Here is a 20,072-nt window from a genome sequence, read left to right as displayed (position 1 = left end):
GTTTGATCATGCGTCCTTGATATTTGTGCTGATTATTGGCGGTAATCAGCAAGATATAAACTTACGGCCTGAGATTTAAATGACAAAATATTCAGCCACGATTGATATTTTGTTTCGTCATTTATTCAATTAAACTGCATCTGTTTGTGTAAATAGTACACAGCCTTATCACTAGTCGGTCCAGATAAAATATGACTGACGGTTAAATCGATAAGTTTGGTAATATAACTCGGATTTTTATCCCATAAAAAAAGTAACCTCACCATGATGCGTCAACTACTCGCTTCTATTATTTTGTGTTTGTGCATGACTCCGTCGATGGCGGCAGAGCGCCTTAAAATTGGTGTCGTACTCAGTGGCGGCGGCGCTAAAGGCGCTGCCCATGTGGGGGTGCTCAAAATATTAGAAGAACATAACATCCCGGTCGATTACATCGCGGGCACCAGTATCGGTGCCTATGTCGCAGGCATGTACTCCTTGGGTTACAGCGCCAGCGAAGTCGAAGCGATCATGATGGGTGTTGATTGGGACAGTGGCTACTCGGATACTATCCCGCGTAATATTTTGAGTTATAGGGATAAACAGTTACGCGATCGCTACAACATTCCGCTGAACATTGGTTATAACGAAGGCCAAGTGAGGGCGCCAAGTGGGTTGCTGCGTGGTCAGACTATGTCGCAACTTCTGCGTCAGTCTACCGATCTAGTACAGCAATTTGGTAATTTCGATGATTTAGCCATTCCCTACCGTGCAGTGGCGACCGATTTAGAAACCAGCTTACCTGTGGTGATCAGTCACGGCAGTATGGTCAAAGCCATGCAAGCCTCTGCGACAGTTCCCGGTGCGCTGCAGCCGGCTCAAATTGACGGTAAGTTATTGGTCGATGGCGGTATTGCCAACAATATGCCTGTCGATGTCGTTAAGGCCATGGGCGCCGATATTATTATTGCCGTCGATATTGGTTCACCTCTGGTCAAAAAAGATAAATTAGACAGCACTATTGCCGTGCTCGATCAGCTCTCCAACTTTTTGACCAATGCCAGCACCGAAAAACAAAAACTGCTGCTGACTGATAAGGATGTGTTGATCCGTCCCGCGATCGACGCCTTGAGCACTACAGATTTCACTATCATGCCCTTGGCATTAACCCTCGGCAAAGAAGCCGCTAATGGACAGCTTGATAAGCTGAGCAGCATGAGCGTGAGCCCTGAGGAATATGCCGCCTATGTCGAGGCCAAAAAAGCCAAAGGTAAGTTGTTAATGGCGGATGTGCGTCATTCTGTTAATGAAATTGTCTTCGATAACCAATCTAAGGTGAGTCTGAATCTCTTAACGGAAACTTTGAACATTAAACCTGGCCAAGCTGTGTCTAAGGACGAGCTGAATGAGGCGTTAAAGCGTATTTATTCCCTCAATAAGTTTGAGCGTGTCGATGCTGAGTTTGTCGAGGGTGAAGACGGCCGTGTACTGACTGTGACCACTAAAGCTAAGTCTTGGGGGCCAAATTATTTCCAACTGGGCTTTAACTGGGAGGATGATTTTAACTCTGAATCTGCCATCAGTTTTGACATGGCCTATACCATGACGGATTTGACCTTCAATGGCGGCGAGTGGCGCAATGAAATCAAACTCGGTATGGAAAAGTTGTTTGCGACTGAGTTCTATCAGCCATTAGACAGAGACCAACAATTCTTTAGCCGCGCCCGTTATCAATACGATACCCGTAATTGGGACTTATACGATAACAACAATCGTCTGCTCACATTTGACAAGAAAACCCACACCATAGAACTGGGTATCGGCTACAACTATACATCACAGGGCATGATTGAGCTGGGTTTAGTGGCGGAGAAGGGCGCGATAATTAATGATGCCTGGCTGTTACGGGACTTGGATTTTAGCTCCTATGGAGCTTACTTTAGATTCGGCTACGACAGCTTAGACAGTATTAGTTTCCCGACATCGGGTAATCGCGTGACCTTAAACGTCTATGTACGCAATGAAGATTTCGATGACATTATCGACGATAACCAAAACCAATACAGTGTGCAGATAGGGGCCGACTGGAAGGGCGCCTTGAGTGTCGGCAATCATGCTTTTGTGGGTAAGGCATCGATTTCAACCAACGATAATGATGGGATGAATACGCTGCATCTATCTGAGCTGGGTGGATTTTTAAATCTATCTGGCTACCATAAAGACTCACTGACAGGGGCGCATAAAGTCTTTGGCGCCTTTGTTTATCAATATGATCTCGGGCGTGATGCGCTCGGAATGACAGATTATCCTTTGTATCTAGGTTGGAGTTTGGAAGCGGGGAATGTCTGGGATGAGCGCTCTGAAGTCACTCTCACTGATTTGATTTATGCATCGAGTCTCTACATTGGTACTGATACTTCCATGGGACCTGCGGCAATCGGCTTTGGGATCACAGATCTTGGCGATAAGTCCTTCTATTTATTTGTGGGTAAAAACTTCTAGCGAGTGATGCATGTGAAGATCTTAAGGGCATGACTGAGGTTGTGCCCTTATTTTTTGTGCGATGAAAATCCTAAACGGTCTTGATGGCATAGTGCCTGAATCGGTTCGCGCGTCGCTAAAGTGTCATATCCTTTTACAAAATCTTGCTACTGTGGGGCGTGCCAAGATGCTAAGGTTTTGCGGGAAAAATAATAACTCTTAAGGAAGCTGGGGAAAACAATGAAGAAGATAAGCACACTGGCACTGGGTATCGCCCTGAGTTTAGGTTTAGCCGCTTGTAGTACTGAGCCTAAAACTGAAGTCGCCGCGGTTTCTGGCATTGAATTGCAAAACTTTGATGCCTCAGTTCGCCATCAAGACGATTTCTATTACAGCGTTAACGGTAAATGGTTGGCGAATACGCCTATTCCTGCCGACAAGTCTAACTACGGCGCATTTTCAGTGCTGTACGATCAAAGCCAAGATGCATTGAAAAAGATCATCGACGAAGCGGCCGCTAAAAAGAATCCAGCGGCAGGCTCGAATGAGCAAAAAATTGGTGATTTCAACGCCAGTTTTATGAATACCGATTTACTTGAAACCTTAGGTGTTACACCATTAAACCCTTTGCTGGCCGATATTGCTGCCGCCAAAACACACGCTGATTTACCAGCCGTTATGGGTAAATTGCTGACGACCGGCTCTGGTATTCCCTTTGGTTTTTACGTCAATAACGACGCCAAAAACTCAACTCAGTACGCCGTGTATCTAAGCCAGTCGGGCCTTACGTTGCCGGACCGTGATTATTACCTGAAAGATGATCCTAAGTTTGCAGCTAATCGCCAAGCCATGGCTAAGTATGTGACAGACATACTGACCGAAGCGGGTTACAAGGATGCTAAACGCGCGGCTAAAAACGTTGCCGATATTGAAATGATGATCGCCAAAAGTCAGTGGAGCCGAGTGGAATCTCGCGACGCCAATAAGGCTTACAACAAGTTAGATCGCGCTGAACTGCAAAAGTTAACGGGTCAATTTGATTTCAATGCCTTCGCGTCCAGCGCAGGTTTAGGCGACAAAGTCACTGACATCATAGTGCGCCAGCCCTCTTACTTCGAAAAACTTGGTGCAGGTTTCGAGACCTTTCCGGTATCGGCTTGGCAGGACTATCTCGCGTTCCATCTAGTAGATAGCTACGCCGAGTTACTGAGCAAAAACTTTGTTGATTTGAACTTCGCCTTTAAGAGCAAAACCTTAATGGGTATCGAAGAGCAACAACCACGCTGGAAAAAAGCGGTTGATGGCGCCGACCAAGTGATTGGTGAGTTAGTGGGCGAAGAGTACGTTAAGCAATACTTCAAGCCAGAAGCTAAAGCGCGTATGGAAACTATGATCAAAAACTTGATCATAGGTTTCGAGGTCAGCATCAATGAACTTGAGTGGATGACGCCAGAAACCAAAGTCGCCGCCCAAGAAAAACTGGCTAAGTTTACCTATAAAATCGGTTATCCAGATAAGTGGAAAGATTACTCAGGTTTAGATATCAAGGCTGACGAGTTAGTCGGTAACTACATGCGTTACGCACAGTTTGAATATCAAGACATGATCAACAAGCTTGGCAAGCCAATCGATCGTACCGAATGGGGCATGACACCACAAACGGTAAACGCTTATTATAGCCCAGTGAAAAACGAAATCGTATTCCCTGCTGCGATTCTGCAACCGCCATTCTTCAATATGGATGCCGATGATGCGGTGAACTACGGTGGTATCGGAGCTGTGATCGGCCATGAAATCAGCCATGGTTTTGATGACCAAGGCGCTAAGTACGATGGCGACGGTAACCTGCGTGACTGGTGGTCAGATAAAGACCGCGAAGAGTTCCAAAAACGCGGTAAACAACTGTCAGCGCAATACTCAGGTTATGAAGCACTGCCCGGCAAGTTTGTTAACGGTGATTTGACCTTAGGGGAAAACATCGGCGACTTAGGGGGTTTAACCGTAGCGGCACGCTCGTATCTAATGAGCCTTAATGGCAAACCCGCGCCAGTGCTTGATGGATTAACGGGCGAGCAACGCTTCTTTGTGGGTTGGTCGCAAGTATGGCGTCGTAACTACCGTGATGAAGAGCTGAGCCGTCGCTTGCTGACAGATCCGCATTCACCGAGTCACTACCGCGCTATGGGGACGCCGCGTAACGTGGAAGCCTTCTATAAAGCCTTCGAGATGAAAGAAGGCGATAAAATGTATTTAACACCAGATGAACGTGTAAAGATTTGGTAATACATTCAGTTGATTGAAACAAGAAAGCCAGACAATGTCTGGCTTTTTTATTGACGACAATAATCTAGGATGCTGCTGATTAATGTCCGTAACCTAAGGATTCGATTTTAGTGACTTTATTGTCCGTGGCATAAAGCCGGCGCATTAAGCGTGTCGGTCCAAAGTCATAGGTCCATTCTTGATACTCAGTCGGCAACTTGCTGGGATCGATCACTCGGTCGCCGTCTGAGTTGAGATAAGTCGCTGGTAAACTAAATTCGCGAATATCACTGGGCGAACCGCACTTCTCCAGCACAGTCGTTAAGGTATCGCCAGTGTTGACCACTTGTTGCTTGCAGTGCATAGCACCACCCGCATTAGCGGACAAGCTGACGGACATGAGTATTAAGCCCATGGGTAATAATACGGGTGATAATAAAGACAGGTACTTCATTGGCTCCACTCTCGTACATACATCATTCTGCTATTCCTCCACACTGCAAAGACTCATTATCCATATAGCTAAAACTAAGCTTATCCGCCCTGCAGCGGCTAGACGTGTTATGGCGTTATTGAGCTAAGAGTGTCGGCAAGGCCAATAAGTTCTCAGCCTGATGGTGGGCGATAACCCACTTAGCTTCGCCTCTTTGCTCTGGTGCGGGGATCGCAAGCGTTTGCATATTGGCCGCTCGGGCGGCAATTAAGCCGTTAAAGGAATCTTCGATCGCAAGACAATAGCGGGGATCGACATCTAACGCCTTAGCGCAATTCAAATATACTTCAGGGTGGGGTTTACCGTAGGTGAGACCTTCAGCCGATTGCACCGCCATAAATTTATCGCTGAGTCCTAACTTAGAGAGCACCGCCTCGATAATAGTGTAAAACGAGGAGGTGGCTAAGCCGATTTTAAGACCCAGTGCTTGGCAGTGATCAATCGCTTCGTGAACGCCCAGCATAGCTTCGCCGCTAATCAGAATTTCACTCGCGACCTTATCAACAATCGCTTGGCTGATCTTGGCATTGTCGTAGTGAGGCCAAGGAGCCTTGTGGTACCAATAATCGACGCACTGATCGATACGTAAACCTGTGGTTTGTTGAATCGTTTCTATGGTCACGGGCACGCCAAGTGCGGATAACACTTCATACTCGACCTGCTGCCATAGGGGTTCTGAATCGATTAAAACGCCATCCATATCAAAAATAACGGCTTGAATGCTAAGGGATGTCATTGGTACTCCGATGGACTGGGGAAATAACTGAGATATGCAGTAAATTAAGCCTGAGTGTAAGTTCTCGCACTGCATCTTAAAAGCCAAAATGCCGCAAGATGAGAAAAATTTACACATATTTTATCTAGGGCGCTGAAAATTGCCTGTTCGATTTAAAATTAATGAAACATTGTTAACTATTTGTAGTTTATGGTTTTTTGTCTGTTTTCAAACTATTGTCTAATTTCACTTGTTTTAATATTCCCGTAAGTTGGCATTCGCCGCCGGATTTAGTCCTTATTTCGCTTTTTGCCGAGTGTGACCTGATTCATACTTTTGCAAAGCTGTAGTATACTGCAGGCCGGAAATACGGGTCGATCATGTCGGACTGTCAGCTTCAATTAAGAAGACGTGCAGTTTCGTTGTTAGAGCGCCAAACAAAGAGGAATGTTGCCGTGCTAGAAGCATATCGTAAACACGTCGCAGAACGTGCTGCAGAGGGCGTAGTCCCTAAGCCATTAGATGCACATCAAGTGGCTGAACTGGTTAAGTTAGTTCAAAACCCACCCGCAGGTGAAGAGGCTTTCGTTCTCGACCTGCTTGAAAATCGAATTCCCCCAGGTGTTGATGAAGCCGCTTATGTTAAGGCTGCTTTCTTAGATGCGGTTGCCAAAGGCACTGAAAAATCACCTATTTTGTCTGCTGAGCGTGCTACTGAGTTATTAGGCACTATGCAAGGCGGCTACAACATCGAACCTCTGATCGCGCAGCTGGATAACCCAGCGTTAGCACCTTTAGCCGTTAAAGCCTTATCTCACACTCTGCTGATGTTTGATTCTTTCCACGATGTGGTTGAGAAGATGGAAGCAGGCAATGAGTTTGCTAAGCAAGTGGTTGAAGCGTGGGCGAATGCAGATTGGTACTTAAACCGTCCAAAACTGGCCGACAAAGTCACTCTGACAGTATTTAAAGTCTCTGGTGAAACCAACACCGATGACTTGTCACCAGCACCCGATGCTTGGTCACGTCCAGATATTCCATTACACGCGTTAGCTATGCTGAAAAACGCCCGTGATGGTATCGAGCCTGACGTTGCTGGCGCCGTTGGCCCAGTGAAAAAAATCGAAGCGTTAAAAGCGCAAGGTTTCCCACTAGTCTATGTGGGCGATGTTGTGGGTACGGGTTCATCACGTAAATCAGCGACTAACTCAGTACTGTGGTTTATGGGCGATGACATTCCATTTGTACCCAACAAGCGCGCTGGCGGTTTCTGCCTTGGCGGTAAAATTGCACCGATTTTCTTCAACACTATGGAAGATGCGGGCGCACTGCCAATCGAGCTTGACGTAAACAAAATGGAAATGGGCGATGTGATTGACATCTACCCATACGCCGGTGTGGTTAAGCGTCACGACAGCGACGAAGTGATTTCAGAATTCAGCTTAAAAACTGAAGTGCTGTTAGACGAAGTTCGTGCTGGTGGTCGTATTCCACTGATCATCGGTCGTGGTTTAACTGACAAAGCCCGTGAAGTATTAGGTTTAGGCGTATCTGACGTATTCGTGCGTTCACAAGACGTGGCTGATACGGGTAAAGGTTATACGCTTGCACAGAAAATGGTTGGTAAAGCATGCGGCGTAGCTGGCGTGCGTCCTGGCCAATACTGCGAACCTAAGATGACCTCTGTTGGTTCACAAGATACTACAGGTCCTATGACCCGTGACGAGCTGAAAGATTTAGCTTGCTTAGGTTTCAGTGCTGATTTGACTATGCAGTCATTCTGTCACACTGCGGCTTATCCAAAGCCTGTTGATGTGAACACACATCATACTCTGCCTGACTTCATTATGAATCGCGGCGGTGTATCACTGCGTCCTGGCGATGGTGTTATCCACTCATGGTTAAACCGTATGCTGCTGCCAGATACCGTTGGTACGGGTGGTGACTCACATACGCGTTTCCCAATCGGTATTTCATTCCCAGCAGGTTCTGGCTTAGTGGCGTTTGCTGCGGCGACTGGCGTTATGCCGCTCGACATGCCTGAATCAGTATTAGTGCGCTTCAAGGGCAAAATGCAACCCGGCATCACACTGCGTGATCTGGTACATGCTATCCCATTAAAAGCCATTGAACTGGGCATGCTGACCGTTGAGAAGAAAGGTAAAGTCAATATCTTCTCTGGTCGCGTACTGGAAATCGAAGGTCTTGAAACCTTGAAAGTTGAACAAGCTTTCGAACTGTCTGATGCTTCAGCTGAGCGCTCTGCTGCCGGTTGTACTATCAAGTTAGACAAAGAACCTATCATCGAATACCTGAACTCAAACATCATCATGCTGAAGTGGATGATCGCTGAAGGTTACGGCGATCGTCGTACGATTGAACGTCGTATCAAAGGCATGGAAGAGTGGTTAGCGAATCCTGAACTGATGAGCGCCGATAAAGATGCTGAGTACGCAGCAGTGATCGAAATCGATTTAAACGACATCAAAGAGCCAATCCTGTGTGCGCCGAACGATCCTGATGATGCAGTTCTACTGTCATCTGTTGCGCAAACTAAGATTGACGAAGTGTTCGTCGGTTCTTGTATGACCAACATTGGTCACTTCCGCGCAACCGGTAAGATGTTAGATAAGTTTGCTAAAACCCTGCCAACTCGTCTGTGGATTGCACCACCGACTAAGATGGACAGAGATCAGCTGACTGAAGAAGGCTACTACGCGATTTTCGGTCGTGTAGGCGCGCGCATCGAGATCCCAGGCTGTTCACTGTGTATGGGTAACCAAGCACGTGTAGCTGAAGGTGCAACTGTCGTATCGACTTCTACCCGTAACTTCCCTAACCGTTTAGGTACAGGCGCTAACGTTTACTTAGCCTCTGCTGAACTGGCTGCGGTTGCTGCACTGTTAGGTCGTCTGCCGTCACCTGAAGAATATCAAGAATACGCAAAAGAGTTAGACGCCACTGCGGCTGACACTTACCGTTACTTGAACTTCGACCAAATCGAGTCTTATACACAAAAGGCATCGGAAGTGATCTTCCAAACTACTGTGTAATCGATTGCCGTTAAGGTAGCTTGATGTACAAAAGCCAGCGCAAGCTGGCTTTTTTGTAGGTCAGTTTCTCCTCCACATATATATGTACAAATAACCCCTTTAAATAGTGATGTCTCGGCTCTCCCATATAACAGGCTCGGTTTTCATAAATGGCTAACATTGTTATTAGGCAATTAACTAAGGCGTGATCCTAATAAGTATCAGGCTTCACCTCGCTTAATCTTCCTTTTGAAAGACTAAATTCTTCTACTTACATACTTATCTACAAATCATCTAATGGCTTTTTGAGAAGGATAATGTCGAGCAAAGGCATTATCTTGACTGAATTGTGGATAACTTTGGGGGTAAGTGGTGGGTATGATGTGATTAGCTTGAAGGATATGAATTAACTGCAAATTTCCTTAAAATAGGGGTTGCACACTTTCTCAATCTCCCTATAATGCGCATCCACTGACACGGCAGACAGCGAAAGCAAGCTGGCGAGTTAGATTGAATTGAATGGCTTACTCTCTGTTGAGAATGGCACTTAATTCAATCGCAGCAAGAAGTTGAAAAAACTCCTTGACGCGAAACGGGAAATGCGTAGAATACGCAGCCCTAGCCAACTGGAAGCGTTCGGCGCTCAGTGTGGTACTCACGTCCTCTTACGGATATTGAGTTGCTCTTTAACAAGATAAAACAAGAAATCTGTGTGGACACTCACAGGTGTTGAGTTAATCGAAACTGCTTAACCTTCGGGTTGGCAGTCAAAAATTTAAATCAATGTAACAATGAGTGTTCATAGCAATATGTACAGTTTGTTTTAGCCCTTCTTTTATAAGGAGTGCGAAAAACAAAAAAATCAGAATTCATTGAGCCGCTGAAGTCGCAAGACCGAAGCAACAAAACTTTAATTGAAGAGTTTGATCATGGCTCAGATTGAACGCTGGCGGCAGGCCTAACACATGCAAGTCGAGCGGCAGCGGGAAGATAGCTTGCTATCTTTGCCGGCGAGCGGCGGACGGGTGAGTAATGCCTAGGGATCTGCCCAGTCGAGGGGGATAACAGTTGGAAACGACTGCTAATACCGCATACGCCCTACGGGGGAAAGGAGGGGACCTTCGGGCCTTCCGCGATTGGATGAACCTAGGTGGGATTAGCTAGTTGGTGAGGTAATGGCTCACCAAGGCGACGATCCCTAGCTGTTCTGAGAGGATGATCAGCCACACTGGGACTGAGACACGGCCCAGACTCCTACGGGAGGCAGCAGTGGGGAATATTGCACAATGGGGGAAACCCTGATGCAGCCATGCCGCGTGTGTGAAGAAGGCCTTCGGGTTGTAAAGCACTTTCAGTAGGGAGGAAAGGTAGCAGCTTAATACGCTGTTGCTGTGACGTTACCTACAGAAGAAGGACCGGCTAACTCCGTGCCAGCAGCCGCGGTAATACGGAGGGTCCGAGCGTTAATCGGAATTACTGGGCGTAAAGCGTGCGCAGGCGGTTTGTTAAGCGAGATGTGAAAGCCCCGGGCTCAACCTGGGAATTGCATTTCGAACTGGCGAACTAGAGTCTTGTAGAGGGGGGTAGAATTCCAGGTGTAGCGGTGAAATGCGTAGAGATCTGGAGGAATACCGGTGGCGAAGGCGGCCCCCTGGACAAAGACTGACGCTCAGGCACGAAAGCGTGGGGAGCAAACAGGATTAGATACCCTGGTAGTCCACGCCGTAAACGATGTCTACTCGGAGTTTGGTGTCTTGAACACTGGGCTCTCAAGCTAACGCATTAAGTAGACCGCCTGGGGAGTACGGCCGCAAGGTTAAAACTCAAATGAATTGACGGGGGCCCGCACAAGCGGTGGAGCATGTGGTTTAATTCGATGCAACGCGAAGAACCTTACCTACTCTTGACATCCACGGAATTCGCTAGAGATAGCTTAGTGCCTTCGGGAACCGTGAGACAGGTGCTGCATGGCTGTCGTCAGCTCGTGTTGTGAAATGTTGGGTTAAGTCCCGCAACGAGCGCAACCCCTATCCTTATTTGCCAGCACGTAATGGTGGGAACTCTAGGGAGACTGCCGGTGATAAACCGGAGGAAGGTGGGGACGACGTCAAGTCATCATGGCCCTTACGAGTAGGGCTACACACGTGCTACAATGGCGAGTACAGAGGGTTGCAAAGCCGCGAGGTGGAGCTAATCTCACAAAGCTCGTCGTAGTCCGGATTGGAGTCTGCAACTCGACTCCATGAAGTCGGAATCGCTAGTAATCGTGGATCAGAATGCCACGGTGAATACGTTCCCGGGCCTTGTACACACCGCCCGTCACACCATGGGAGTGGGCTGCAAAAGAAGTGGGTAGCTTAACCTTCGGGGGGGCGCTCACCACTTTGTGGTTCATGACTGGGGTGAAGTCGTAACAAGGTAGCCCTAGGGGAACCTGGGGCTGGATCACCTCCTTACCTATACGACTAACTTAATGTTTGGTCGAAAAATGCTCCTGCATTTTCGACATTCGGTACATCCGTGTACCTTTTGAGTGTTCACACAGATTGCTTGTTTATCTTCTCTTAGGAGAAGTCAGAGCTGAATGCGCCGCGAGCCGGTACGCATTGTTCTTTAACAATTTGGAAAGCTGATAGTATTTAACGTGATGATGTCTGTCGTCATGTTACTTACAAACCGATGTAAACGTGGAAACGTTTGCATCATGAGTTCTCAAACACTTTATTAAGTGTCTTGAATATTCAAAAGTAAATTATTCTTAGTTGAATAGTTTACGTCTAAGGCGCGTCCACTTCTTTGGTCAGAAGTGAGACAAGTAAAACCAAGCTGGTCGCAATACGACTCAGATGAGTGAAACTCATTTGGGTTGTATGGTTAAGCGACTAAGCGTATACGGTGGATGCCTTGGCAGTCAGAGGCGATGAAGGACGTAGTAACTTGCGAAAAGCGTTGGCGAGCTAGTAACAAGCATTTGAGCTAACGATGTCCGAATGGGGGAACCCAGCAGCATAAGCTGTTATCGCAACATGAATACATAGTGTTGCGAGGCGAACCCGGGGAACTGAAACATCTAAGTACCCGGAGGAAAAGAAATCAACCGAGATTCCCCTAGTAGCGGCGAGCGAACGGGGATTAGCCCTTAAGTCAGTGGGGTGTTAGTGGAATGTGTTGGAAAGCACAGCGGCACAGGGTGATAGCCCCGTACATGAAAACTAACCATTGATGAAAACGAGTAAGGCGGGACACGTGACATCCTGTTTGAATATGGGGGGACCATCCTCCAAGGCTAAATACTCCTGACTGACCGATAGTGAACCAGTACCGTGAGGGAAAGGCGAAAAGAACCCCTGTGAGGGGAGTGAAATAGAACCTGAAACCGTATACGTACAAGCAGTGGGAGCGGTTCTTGAGACCGTGACTGCGTACCTTTTGTATAATGGGTCAGCGACTTACATTTTGTAGCGAGGTTAAGCGAATAGCGGAGCCGTAGGGAAACCGAGTGTTAACTGCGCGTTTAGTTGCAAGGTGTAGACCCGAAACCCGGTGATCTAGCCATGGGCAGGTTGAAGGTTGAGTAACATCAACTGGAGGACCGAACCGACTAATGTTGAAAAATTAGCGGATGACTTGTGGCTGGGGGTGAAAGGCCAATCAAACCGGGAGATATCTGGTTCTCCTCGAAAGCTATTTAGGTAGCGCCTCGAGCGAATACCATTGGGGGTAGAGCACTGTTAAGGCTAGGGGGTCATCCCGACTTACCAACCCTTTGCAAACTCCGAATACCAATGAGTACTACTCGGGAGACAGACGGCGGGTGCTAACGTCCGTCGTCAAAAGGGAAACAACCCAGACCGTCAGCTAAGGTCCCAAAGTACTAGCTAAGTGGGAAACGATGTGGGAAGGCTTAGACAGCTAGGATGTTGGCTTAGAAGCAGCCATCATTTAAAGAAAGCGTAATAGCTCACTAGTCGAGTCGGCCTGCGCGGAAGATGTAACGGGGCTAAGCTAGTCACCGAAGCTACGGGTGCATTTCATTAGAGATGCGCGGTAGAGGAGCGTTCTGTAAGCCGTTGAAGGTGAAGGGGTAACCCACGCTGGAGGTATCAGAAGTGCGAATGCTGACATGAGTAACGATAAAGGGGGTGAAAAACCCCCTCGCCGAAAGACCAAGGGTTCCTGTCCAACGTTAATCGGGGCAGGGTGAGTCGACCCCTAAGGTGAGGCCGAAAGGCGTAATCGATGGGAAACAGATTAATATTTCTGTACTTCCGCTAACTGCGATGGAGAGACGGAGAAGGCTAGGCTAGCGCGGCGTTGGTAGTCCGCGTTTAAGGTGGTAGGTTGATTTCTTAGGCAAATCCGGGGAATCGCACTTTAGTGTGCAGACTGAGAGCTGATGACGAGGTCCTAAGGGACTGAAGTAGTTGATGCCATGCTTCCAGGAAAATCTTCTAAGCTTCAGGTTAGTGGGAATCGTACCCCAAACCGACACAGGTGGTCGGGTAGAGAATACCAAGGCGCTTGAGAGAACTCGGCTGAAGGAACTAGGCAAAATGGTACCGTAACTTCGGGAGAAGGTACGCTCTTGTTGGTGATGAGACTTGCTCTCTAAGCTGACGGGAGTCGCAGATACCAGGTGGCTGCAACTGTTTATCAAAAACACAGCACTGTGCAAACTCGCAAGAGGAAGTATACGGTGTGACGCCTGCCCGGTGCCGGAAGGTTAATTGATTGGGTTATCGCAAGAGAAGCTCATGATCGAAGCCCCGGTAAACGGCGGCCGTAACTATAACGGTCCTAAGGTAGCGAAATTCCTTGTCGGGTAAGTTCCGACCTGCACGAATGGCGTAATGATGGCCACGCTGTCTCCAGCCGAGACTCAGTGAAGTTGAAATTGCGGTGAAGATGCCGTATACCCGCGGCTAGACGGAAAGACCCCGTGAACCTTTACTATAGCTTGGCACTGAACATTGAACCTACATGTGTAGGATAGGTGGGAGACTTTGAAGTTGTGACGCTAGTCATGATGGAGTCGTCCTTGAAATACCACCCTTGTAGTTTTGATGTTCTAACCTAGGTCCCTTATCGGGATTAGGGACAGTGCCTGGTGGGTAGTTTGACTGGGGCGGTCTCCTCCCAAAGAGTAACGGAGGAGCACGAAGGTTGGCTAAGTACGGTCGGACATCGTACGGTTAGTGCAATGGCATAAGCCAGCTTAACTGCGAGACATACACGTCGAGCAGGTACGAAAGTAGGTCATAGTGATCCGGTGGTTCTGAATGGAAGGGCCATCGCTCAACGGATAAAAGGTACTCCGGGGATAACAGGCTGATACCGCCCAAGAGTTCATATCGACGGCGGTGTTTGGCACCTCGATGTCGGCTCATCACATCCTGGGGCTGAAGTCGGTCCCAAGGGTATGGCTGTTCGCCATTTAAAGTGGTACGCGAGCTGGGTTCAGAACGTCGTGAGACAGTTCGGTCCCTATCTGCCGTGGGCGTTGGATGATTGAAGGGAGCTGCTCCTAGTACGAGAGGACCGGAGTGGACGAACCGCTGGTGTTCGGGTTGTCATGCCAATGGCATTGCCCGGTAGCTACGTTCGGAATCGATAACCGCTGAAAGCATCTAAGCGGGAAGCGAGCCCTAAGATGAGTCATCCCTAGGAATTTAATTCCTCTAAAGAGCCGTTCGAGACTAGGACGTTGATAGGCATGGTGTGTAAGCGTTGTGAGGCGTTGAGCTAACATGTACTAATGACTCGAGAGGCTTAACCATACAACCCAGATGGGTTTTACTGAAAATGTTCCAGACATTTTCTAGCACTTCCTCCATCCATGGAGGTCGTACGAAAAGCCTTAGACAGAATATCGACACTTGATGAAGTGCGAACTCAAACAAAGCAAATCAGCTTTCCGAATTATTATTAGCGTGAGCCAGAGATGGACACGGTAATAAACAGAATTTGCTTGGTGACAATAGCCTTGTGGAACCACCTGATCCCATCCCGAACTCAGAAGTGAAACGCAAACGCGCCGATGGTAGTGTGGGGTCTCCCCATGTGAGAGTAGGTCATCGCCAAGCGCCTAATTATCTCGTAGAGATGTAACGAAGCCAGCTGAATAAGCTGGCTTTTTTGCGTCTGCAATTTGTAAAATTCAGCCTGTACTCCATCTCGTACCGCGATCGCAAGCATGCTCAAGGTCAGTAGAACCAGTGTCAATCTATGGATATCCACCTATTTAGCTCAAGGTTTGAGTGTAGTGGTCAAGTAAAATTGGCCACGGTTTTAGAGTCATTCCAATATAAACGTTCTGACTCATTTGGCGTTAACCCACCATTATATTGATGGGGTCTGGTCTCACTGTAATATCCAGTGATGTAATTTGTGATCTCTTTATCTGCTTCTGTAAAATTCCCATAACCACTGGCGGGTATCCACTCAGATTTCAAACTTCTAAAGAAACGCTCCATTGGTGCGTTATCCCAACAATTCCCGCGGCGACTCATACTTTGCTCAATCTGAAGACGCCATATTAATTGTCTGAATTTCAAGCTTGTGTAATGTGAACCTTGATCGCTGTGATAAATCACATTCTCAGGTTTCCCCCTTAACTCAAATGCCATTTTCAAGGCTTTACAGGTCAGCTCGCTGTCAGGTGATAATGACAAAGCCCACCCAACAGGTTTACGGGAAAACAGGTCTAGAACAACCGCTAAATATGCCCAACGATTACCGACCCAAACATACGTCACATCGCCACACCACACTTGATCTGGTTGAGTTACGGCAAACTGTCGATTAAGCGTATTCGGGATCGCTACATGCTCTTGTGCAGCTTTCCTATAAGAATGTTTAGGCTGCTGACAGCTCAATAACCCAAGCTTTTTCATTAGATTACGGGCTCGATAACGACTGAGACAGATCCCTTTGTTAGTCACTAATTGCGCTATCGTTCGAGCACCGGCAGAGCCATGACTAATACGATGCGCGGCCTTCACTTCACTGCATAAAATTGTAAAATCAGCATCGATATGTTCTTTTCTTTTTAGCCAATATTTATAGCTACTTCGATGCACTTTGAATGCATTACAAATTGTGAGAATAGAGTGGCTCTGCTTGAGTGCGCTGATCAGCGTAAATTGTTCATCGAGTCTGACATCAAGAGAGCGGTAGCCTTTTTTAGGATTAGATTATGCTCCTCAAGACGCGCTATTTGTTTCTTCAGTTCACGGATTTCAATTTGTTCTGGGGTAATCGGAGATGCTTTTGGTGTGCCACCCTGGCGTTCTAGTTTTAACTGTCTCACCCATTTATCCATAGTGGACTTACCTACGTTCATCGCCTTTGCAGCTTCGATGATGCTATGGTTTTTATCGAGGACTAATTGGGCTGCTTCAAGTTTGAATTCAGCACTAAATGTTTTTCTGGTTGTCGATCTCATGTGTTCACCTAAGGTCATCTATGAGGCAATAATATCACCTCTATTTAGGTGGCCAAAATTAGTGTGCCACTACAGAGTGGTCTAGACGATACGCCCAATCCGGGTCTTCCTGCGACATTATCCACAGAACAACAAGCTAAGCTCAAAATGTTCGTGCAGCACCAAAGCCTATCTGAACAAGGTGGTAGGTTGATGGTCAAGGATGTCGGCCATGTTATCCAGACTGAATTTGGCGTGACGTTCAAGCAAGCGAATATCTACCGTTTGCTACATCAACTCGGCTTTTCATGGATTACCACTCGCTCTCGCCACACCAAACAATCTGAAGCCGTATAAGAGGCTTTTAAAAAACTTCCTGATGGCAACGATCCTTAACACGCCTGGGCATGTTAAGGATCGCATTGGTGTTTGGTTTCAAGATGAAGCCCGATTTGGCCAACAGAATACAATCACCCGTATTTGGGTGAAGAAAGGCACTCGTCCACGGGCAGTCAAACAGTAACAATTTGAATCTGCGTATTTATATGGTGCAGTGTGTCCGGCAACAGGGGCGACACAAGCGATTATTGCTCCTCATGCCAATCGCGAATATATGTACGAGCATTTAAAGCTGATCTCAACCGCAACACCATTCGGACGCCACGCACTGGTCATCATGGACGGCGCAGGCTGGCATCAACAGGATTTGACCGATGACTTTGATAATCTCACCCTCCTCAAGTTGCCTCCTTATTCACCGGAGTTGAATCCAATAGAGCATGTATGGCAATGGCTGCGTCAAAATGTGTTAGCCAATCGTTGTTTTAGTGGCTATGGCGACATTGTCGAGCTGTGTTCTCGCGCATGGAATATCTTCATTGAGAAGAAAGTAAGAGTGAAAGAATTGTGTACTAGACAATGGGCAATCTGAATAATTAATGTAGTTGCTATAAGTCTTCGATAAACATGTTTTATACACACGTTGTCATGATGTGCTCCATATCGGCATAACTGGAATATTTACTGAAAGGGATTTTGTTCGGTCAGGTATAAGAACGGTGACGAGTTATTGAGATCTTGTGCTTAGGGGGCATAGCGCCGCGGATGCTCATTGTATCTTTCTGTATTACCAGCTTATGTAGCTAATTACAGAGCTGCCTTAGCCATCTACTCACTAGGTGGTGTCACGCTTAACAGAGGCATATAGCGTACTCATGTGATCATTAGCTGACATATAGGTATTCTATGTTTAATTATTTGAGCAAGCATTTCACCGCTGACAGATTGTGAGTCATCAATCGTGAGTTTGTGTGGGTATTTTACGGCTGTTATAAGTATTGGCGACAAGATAAGCGCACAGGATACAACAAAGTGCGCTTGAATTGATTGAGGCTTACTGGGTGTGTTCTGAATGCTTACGGTGGAGTACTTCGAGTAGTTCATCTTCGAGCTCGAAGCGAGTTTCCATGTTATGGGCAAGCTCAGATAAATCTTTATCGAGTTGATATAAAACGAGATCGTCTTGGGTTTCCGCATATTTATCGTTGAAGTCTAATGCCGCATTCGTGGTTGGAGTGATCTTTGGCAATACTTGTTGCGCGAGCGTTTTGCTCGATTCGCCATACTCACTACAGGCATTAACGACTCTGTCATAGACTTCAAAATGGCCTTCAGACACATAGTCGACTAATAAGTCACAGAAAGATTTAACGTGTTCGAACGAGGGCAGCGATTTTTCTGATTTACCGTAAGGCGGAAGTCCGGCAATTTGGCAGTAATGCACTAACAGTTTTCGACGGTTTTTTAGCCATTGATCAATAAGCTTATTTGAACCGCCCCATTTCTGTTCTGCTTTTTCGAGTTCTCTCAGCATGATGCATTCCATTTAAGTGCCAGCACATAACTCTAATGTAGGGACAAGTCGCTAATCGATCAACTCTTTTCATGCGAATTTGCGTGAATGACGAAATGGACAAACCAGCTGTTTTGCATCAAAAAATGCAAATAAAAAGCCCAACGATAGAAACCTATCGTTGGGCGAGTAAAGTTTATAGCAGGCTCGATGCGACGAGCTTCTTGATTGTTCTTGCTAGCGCAGACTTTTTATACCAAAGGCTGGGAACCGGCGCAACTTTTTTCTGTCTGAGTGTGACTTCGTTACGAATAAATGAGCAGTATGTTATCTGGATAACATTTTCCGGTTTATGTGGTCAAATCGACGCCAGCGATGGGGAATAGCTCACATAAATTAGCACATAAAGGTTACATTATTCGCGTAAATGCTAAACTACCGACCCAGCGGATCTCAATAAGACTAGGAACCAAGCCCAATGGCAGAATTAAAGAATGATCGTTATTTACGCGCCCTACTAAAAGAGCCAGTCGATGTGACCCCTGTGTGGATGATGCGTCAAGCTGGCCGTTATCTTCCTGAATATAAAGCCACGCGCGCACAAGCGGGTGACTTTATGTCTTTGTGTAAAAACCACGAGCTTGCCTGTGAAGTCACGCTGCAACCTTTACGCCGATATGATCTTGATGCGGCGATTTTGTTTTCCGATATTTTAACTGTGCCTGATGCTATGGGTTTAGGTTTGTATTTTGAGGCGGGTGAAGGCCCACGTTTCGAGCGCCCTACAGACACTATCGATGCGATCAAAAAGCTCTCAATTCCAGATCCAGAAGATGAGCTGGGTTATGTGATGAAAGCCGTTAGCACTATTCGCCGTGAACTGAATGGCGCAGTGCCGTTAATTGGCTTTTCTGGTTCACCTTGGACCCTAGCGACTTATATGGTTGAAGGCGGCTCGAGCAAAACTTTCGAAAAAATTAAGAAGATGGCTTACGCTGAGCCAATGGCATTACACATGCTGTTAGATAAATTAGCCGATTCAGTGATCTTATACCTGAATGCTCAAGTGGCTAATGGTGCACAATCACTAATGATTTTTGACTCATGGGGCGGCGCGTTATCACACTCTGCTTACCGTGAGTTTTCTTTGCGTTATATGCAGAAGATTGTCGATGGTCTGACACGTTTTGCCGATGGCCGCAAAGTGCCAGTGACGCTGTTCACTAAAGGTGGTGGTTTGTGGTTAGAAGCGATGGCAGAAACTGGCTGTGATGCGTTAGGTTTGGATTGGACGGTAGACATTGCCGATGCCCGTCGCCGTGTAGGCCATAAAGTTGCATTGCAAGGCAACATGGACCCTTCAATGTTATATGCACCTATTCCACGTATTGAAGAAGAAGTGGGCCATATCCTAGCGGGTTATGGTGAGGGTACTGGTCATGTATTTAACTTAGGTCATGGCATCCATCAGCATGTCGATCCAGAGCATGCTGGCGCCTTTATCAAGGCGGTTCATGCGCAATCAAAGCAATACCATAAGTAATTTTTGGTTTGCGAAACAGGCCCGCTTGCGGGCCTGTTTTATTTCTGACATTTGGGTTTGAAAGCGTTGGAGCTTCTGGCGAAGGTATCTTTATGGATGAGCGTATGTGGTGGTTTCTATCGTCTGCGAGCTTAATGAGTCTTACATTTTGATAACAACTTGGGCACCCTGTATTCACATTCTGATTATGTGTGAATTATCTTGATAAAAAGTAAAATTCATAATCGTTTATTTTATAAATTTTATTTTTAAATCAAAGGTATAAAATTGATTTGATTGCATGAAAATGTCT

The 20,072-nt window shown here is 46.8% G+C and carries 8 protein-coding genes, 3 rRNA genes and 1 pseudogene; 8 read left to right on the top strand and 4 right to left on the bottom strand.

What is annotated here, in order from left to right:
- Positions 1-264: 264 nt before the first annotated feature.
- Both OX890_RS20885 and OX890_RS20880 read left to right on the top strand, forming a co-directional pair.
- On the top strand, positions 265-2,481 hold the full coding sequence (locus OX890_RS20885; RefSeq protein ID WP_268649870.1) for a patatin-like phospholipase family protein: 2,217 nt from the start codon (positions 265-267) through the stop codon (positions 2,479-2,481).
- 219 nt (positions 2,482-2,700) lie between these two features.
- The gene (locus tag OX890_RS20880) at positions 2,701-4,743 is read left to right on the top strand and encodes a M13 family metallopeptidase (RefSeq protein WP_268649869.1); all 2,043 of its coding nucleotides are present in this window, start codon (positions 2,701-2,703) and stop codon (positions 4,741-4,743) included.
- Between the two features lie 79 nt (positions 4,744-4,822).
- Here the strand turns inward: OX890_RS20880 and OX890_RS20875 are convergent, their stop codons facing one another.
- Together OX890_RS20875 and hxpB are read right to left on the bottom strand one after the other, a co-directional pair.
- Positions 4,823-5,176 carry a DUF2845 domain-containing protein gene (locus tag OX890_RS20875; RefSeq protein WP_006084354.1) on the bottom strand — a complete coding sequence of 118 codons (354 nt, stop codon included), beginning with the start codon at positions 5,174-5,176 and terminating at the stop codon, positions 4,823-4,825.
- Positions 5,177-5,291: 115 nt separating this feature from the next.
- A complete protein-coding gene (gene hxpB / locus OX890_RS20870; protein WP_268649868.1) occupies positions 5,292-5,951 on the bottom strand; it encodes a hexitol phosphatase HxpB in 660 nt (219 codons plus the stop codon).
- A gap of 434 nt (positions 5,952-6,385) precedes the next feature.
- Here hxpB and acnB point away from each other — a divergent pair, with 434 nt between their 5' ends.
- The 4 genes from acnB to rrf all read left to right on the top strand — a co-directional run bounded on the left by acnB (position 6,386) and on the right by rrf (position 15,045).
- Entirely contained in the window at positions 6,386-8,983 is a 2,598-nt protein-coding gene (gene acnB, locus OX890_RS20865) for a bifunctional aconitate hydratase 2/2-methylisocitrate dehydratase (RefSeq protein ID WP_006084352.1), read from the top strand.
- Between the two features lie 890 nt (positions 8,984-9,873).
- A 16S ribosomal RNA gene (locus tag OX890_RS20860) occupies positions 9,874-11,418 on the top strand.
- Positions 11,419-11,834: 416 nt separating this feature from the next.
- Positions 11,835-14,739, top strand: a 23S ribosomal RNA gene (locus OX890_RS20855).
- A gap of 190 nt (positions 14,740-14,929) precedes the next feature.
- A 5S ribosomal RNA gene (gene rrf / locus OX890_RS20850) occupies positions 14,930-15,045 on the top strand.
- Together the 16S, 23S and 5S rRNA genes form the textbook arrangement of a ribosomal RNA operon.
- A gap of 183 nt (positions 15,046-15,228) precedes the next feature.
- On the opposite strand, the gene OX890_RS20845 is transcribed toward rrf, so the two are convergent.
- Positions 15,229-16,406 (bottom strand): IS3-like element ISSba5 family transposase gene (locus tag OX890_RS20845; protein ID WP_086012240.1). Its coding sequence is split into 2 segments (ribosomal slippage): positions 15,229-16,148 and positions 16,148-16,406, totalling 1,179 coding nucleotides; the frame shifts between segments, so codons are not numbered across the junction.
- Between the two features lie 75 nt (positions 16,407-16,481).
- On the opposite strand from OX890_RS20845, the pseudogene OX890_RS20840 reads away from it, so the two are divergent.
- Positions 16,482-17,316 (top strand): annotated as a pseudogene (locus OX890_RS20840) (IS630 family transposase); the annotation flags it as partial.
- Positions 17,317-17,778: 462 nt separating this feature from the next.
- Here the strand turns inward: OX890_RS20840 and OX890_RS20835 are convergent.
- Positions 17,779-18,258, bottom strand: coding sequence for an Rsd/AlgQ family anti-sigma factor (locus OX890_RS20835; RefSeq protein WP_006079903.1), 480 nt, complete (start codon positions 18,256-18,258; stop codon positions 17,779-17,781).
- A gap of 457 nt (positions 18,259-18,715) precedes the next feature.
- Between OX890_RS20835 and hemE the strand changes: the two genes are divergently transcribed.
- Positions 18,716-19,780 (top strand): uroporphyrinogen decarboxylase, encoded by a 1,065-nt coding sequence (hemE, locus tag OX890_RS20830; RefSeq protein ID WP_063884476.1) that lies wholly within the window; start codon positions 18,716-18,718, stop codon positions 19,778-19,780.
- Positions 19,781-20,072 lie beyond the last annotated feature (292 nt).

It is taken from the genome of Shewanella sp. DAU305 (genome assembly GCF_026802235.1).
Taxonomy (GTDB): Bacteria; Pseudomonadota; Gammaproteobacteria; order Enterobacterales; family Shewanellaceae; genus Shewanella; species Shewanella baltica.
Note: the sequence above shows the minus strand (reverse complement) of the source record. Positions and strands in the feature narration are given on the sequence as shown.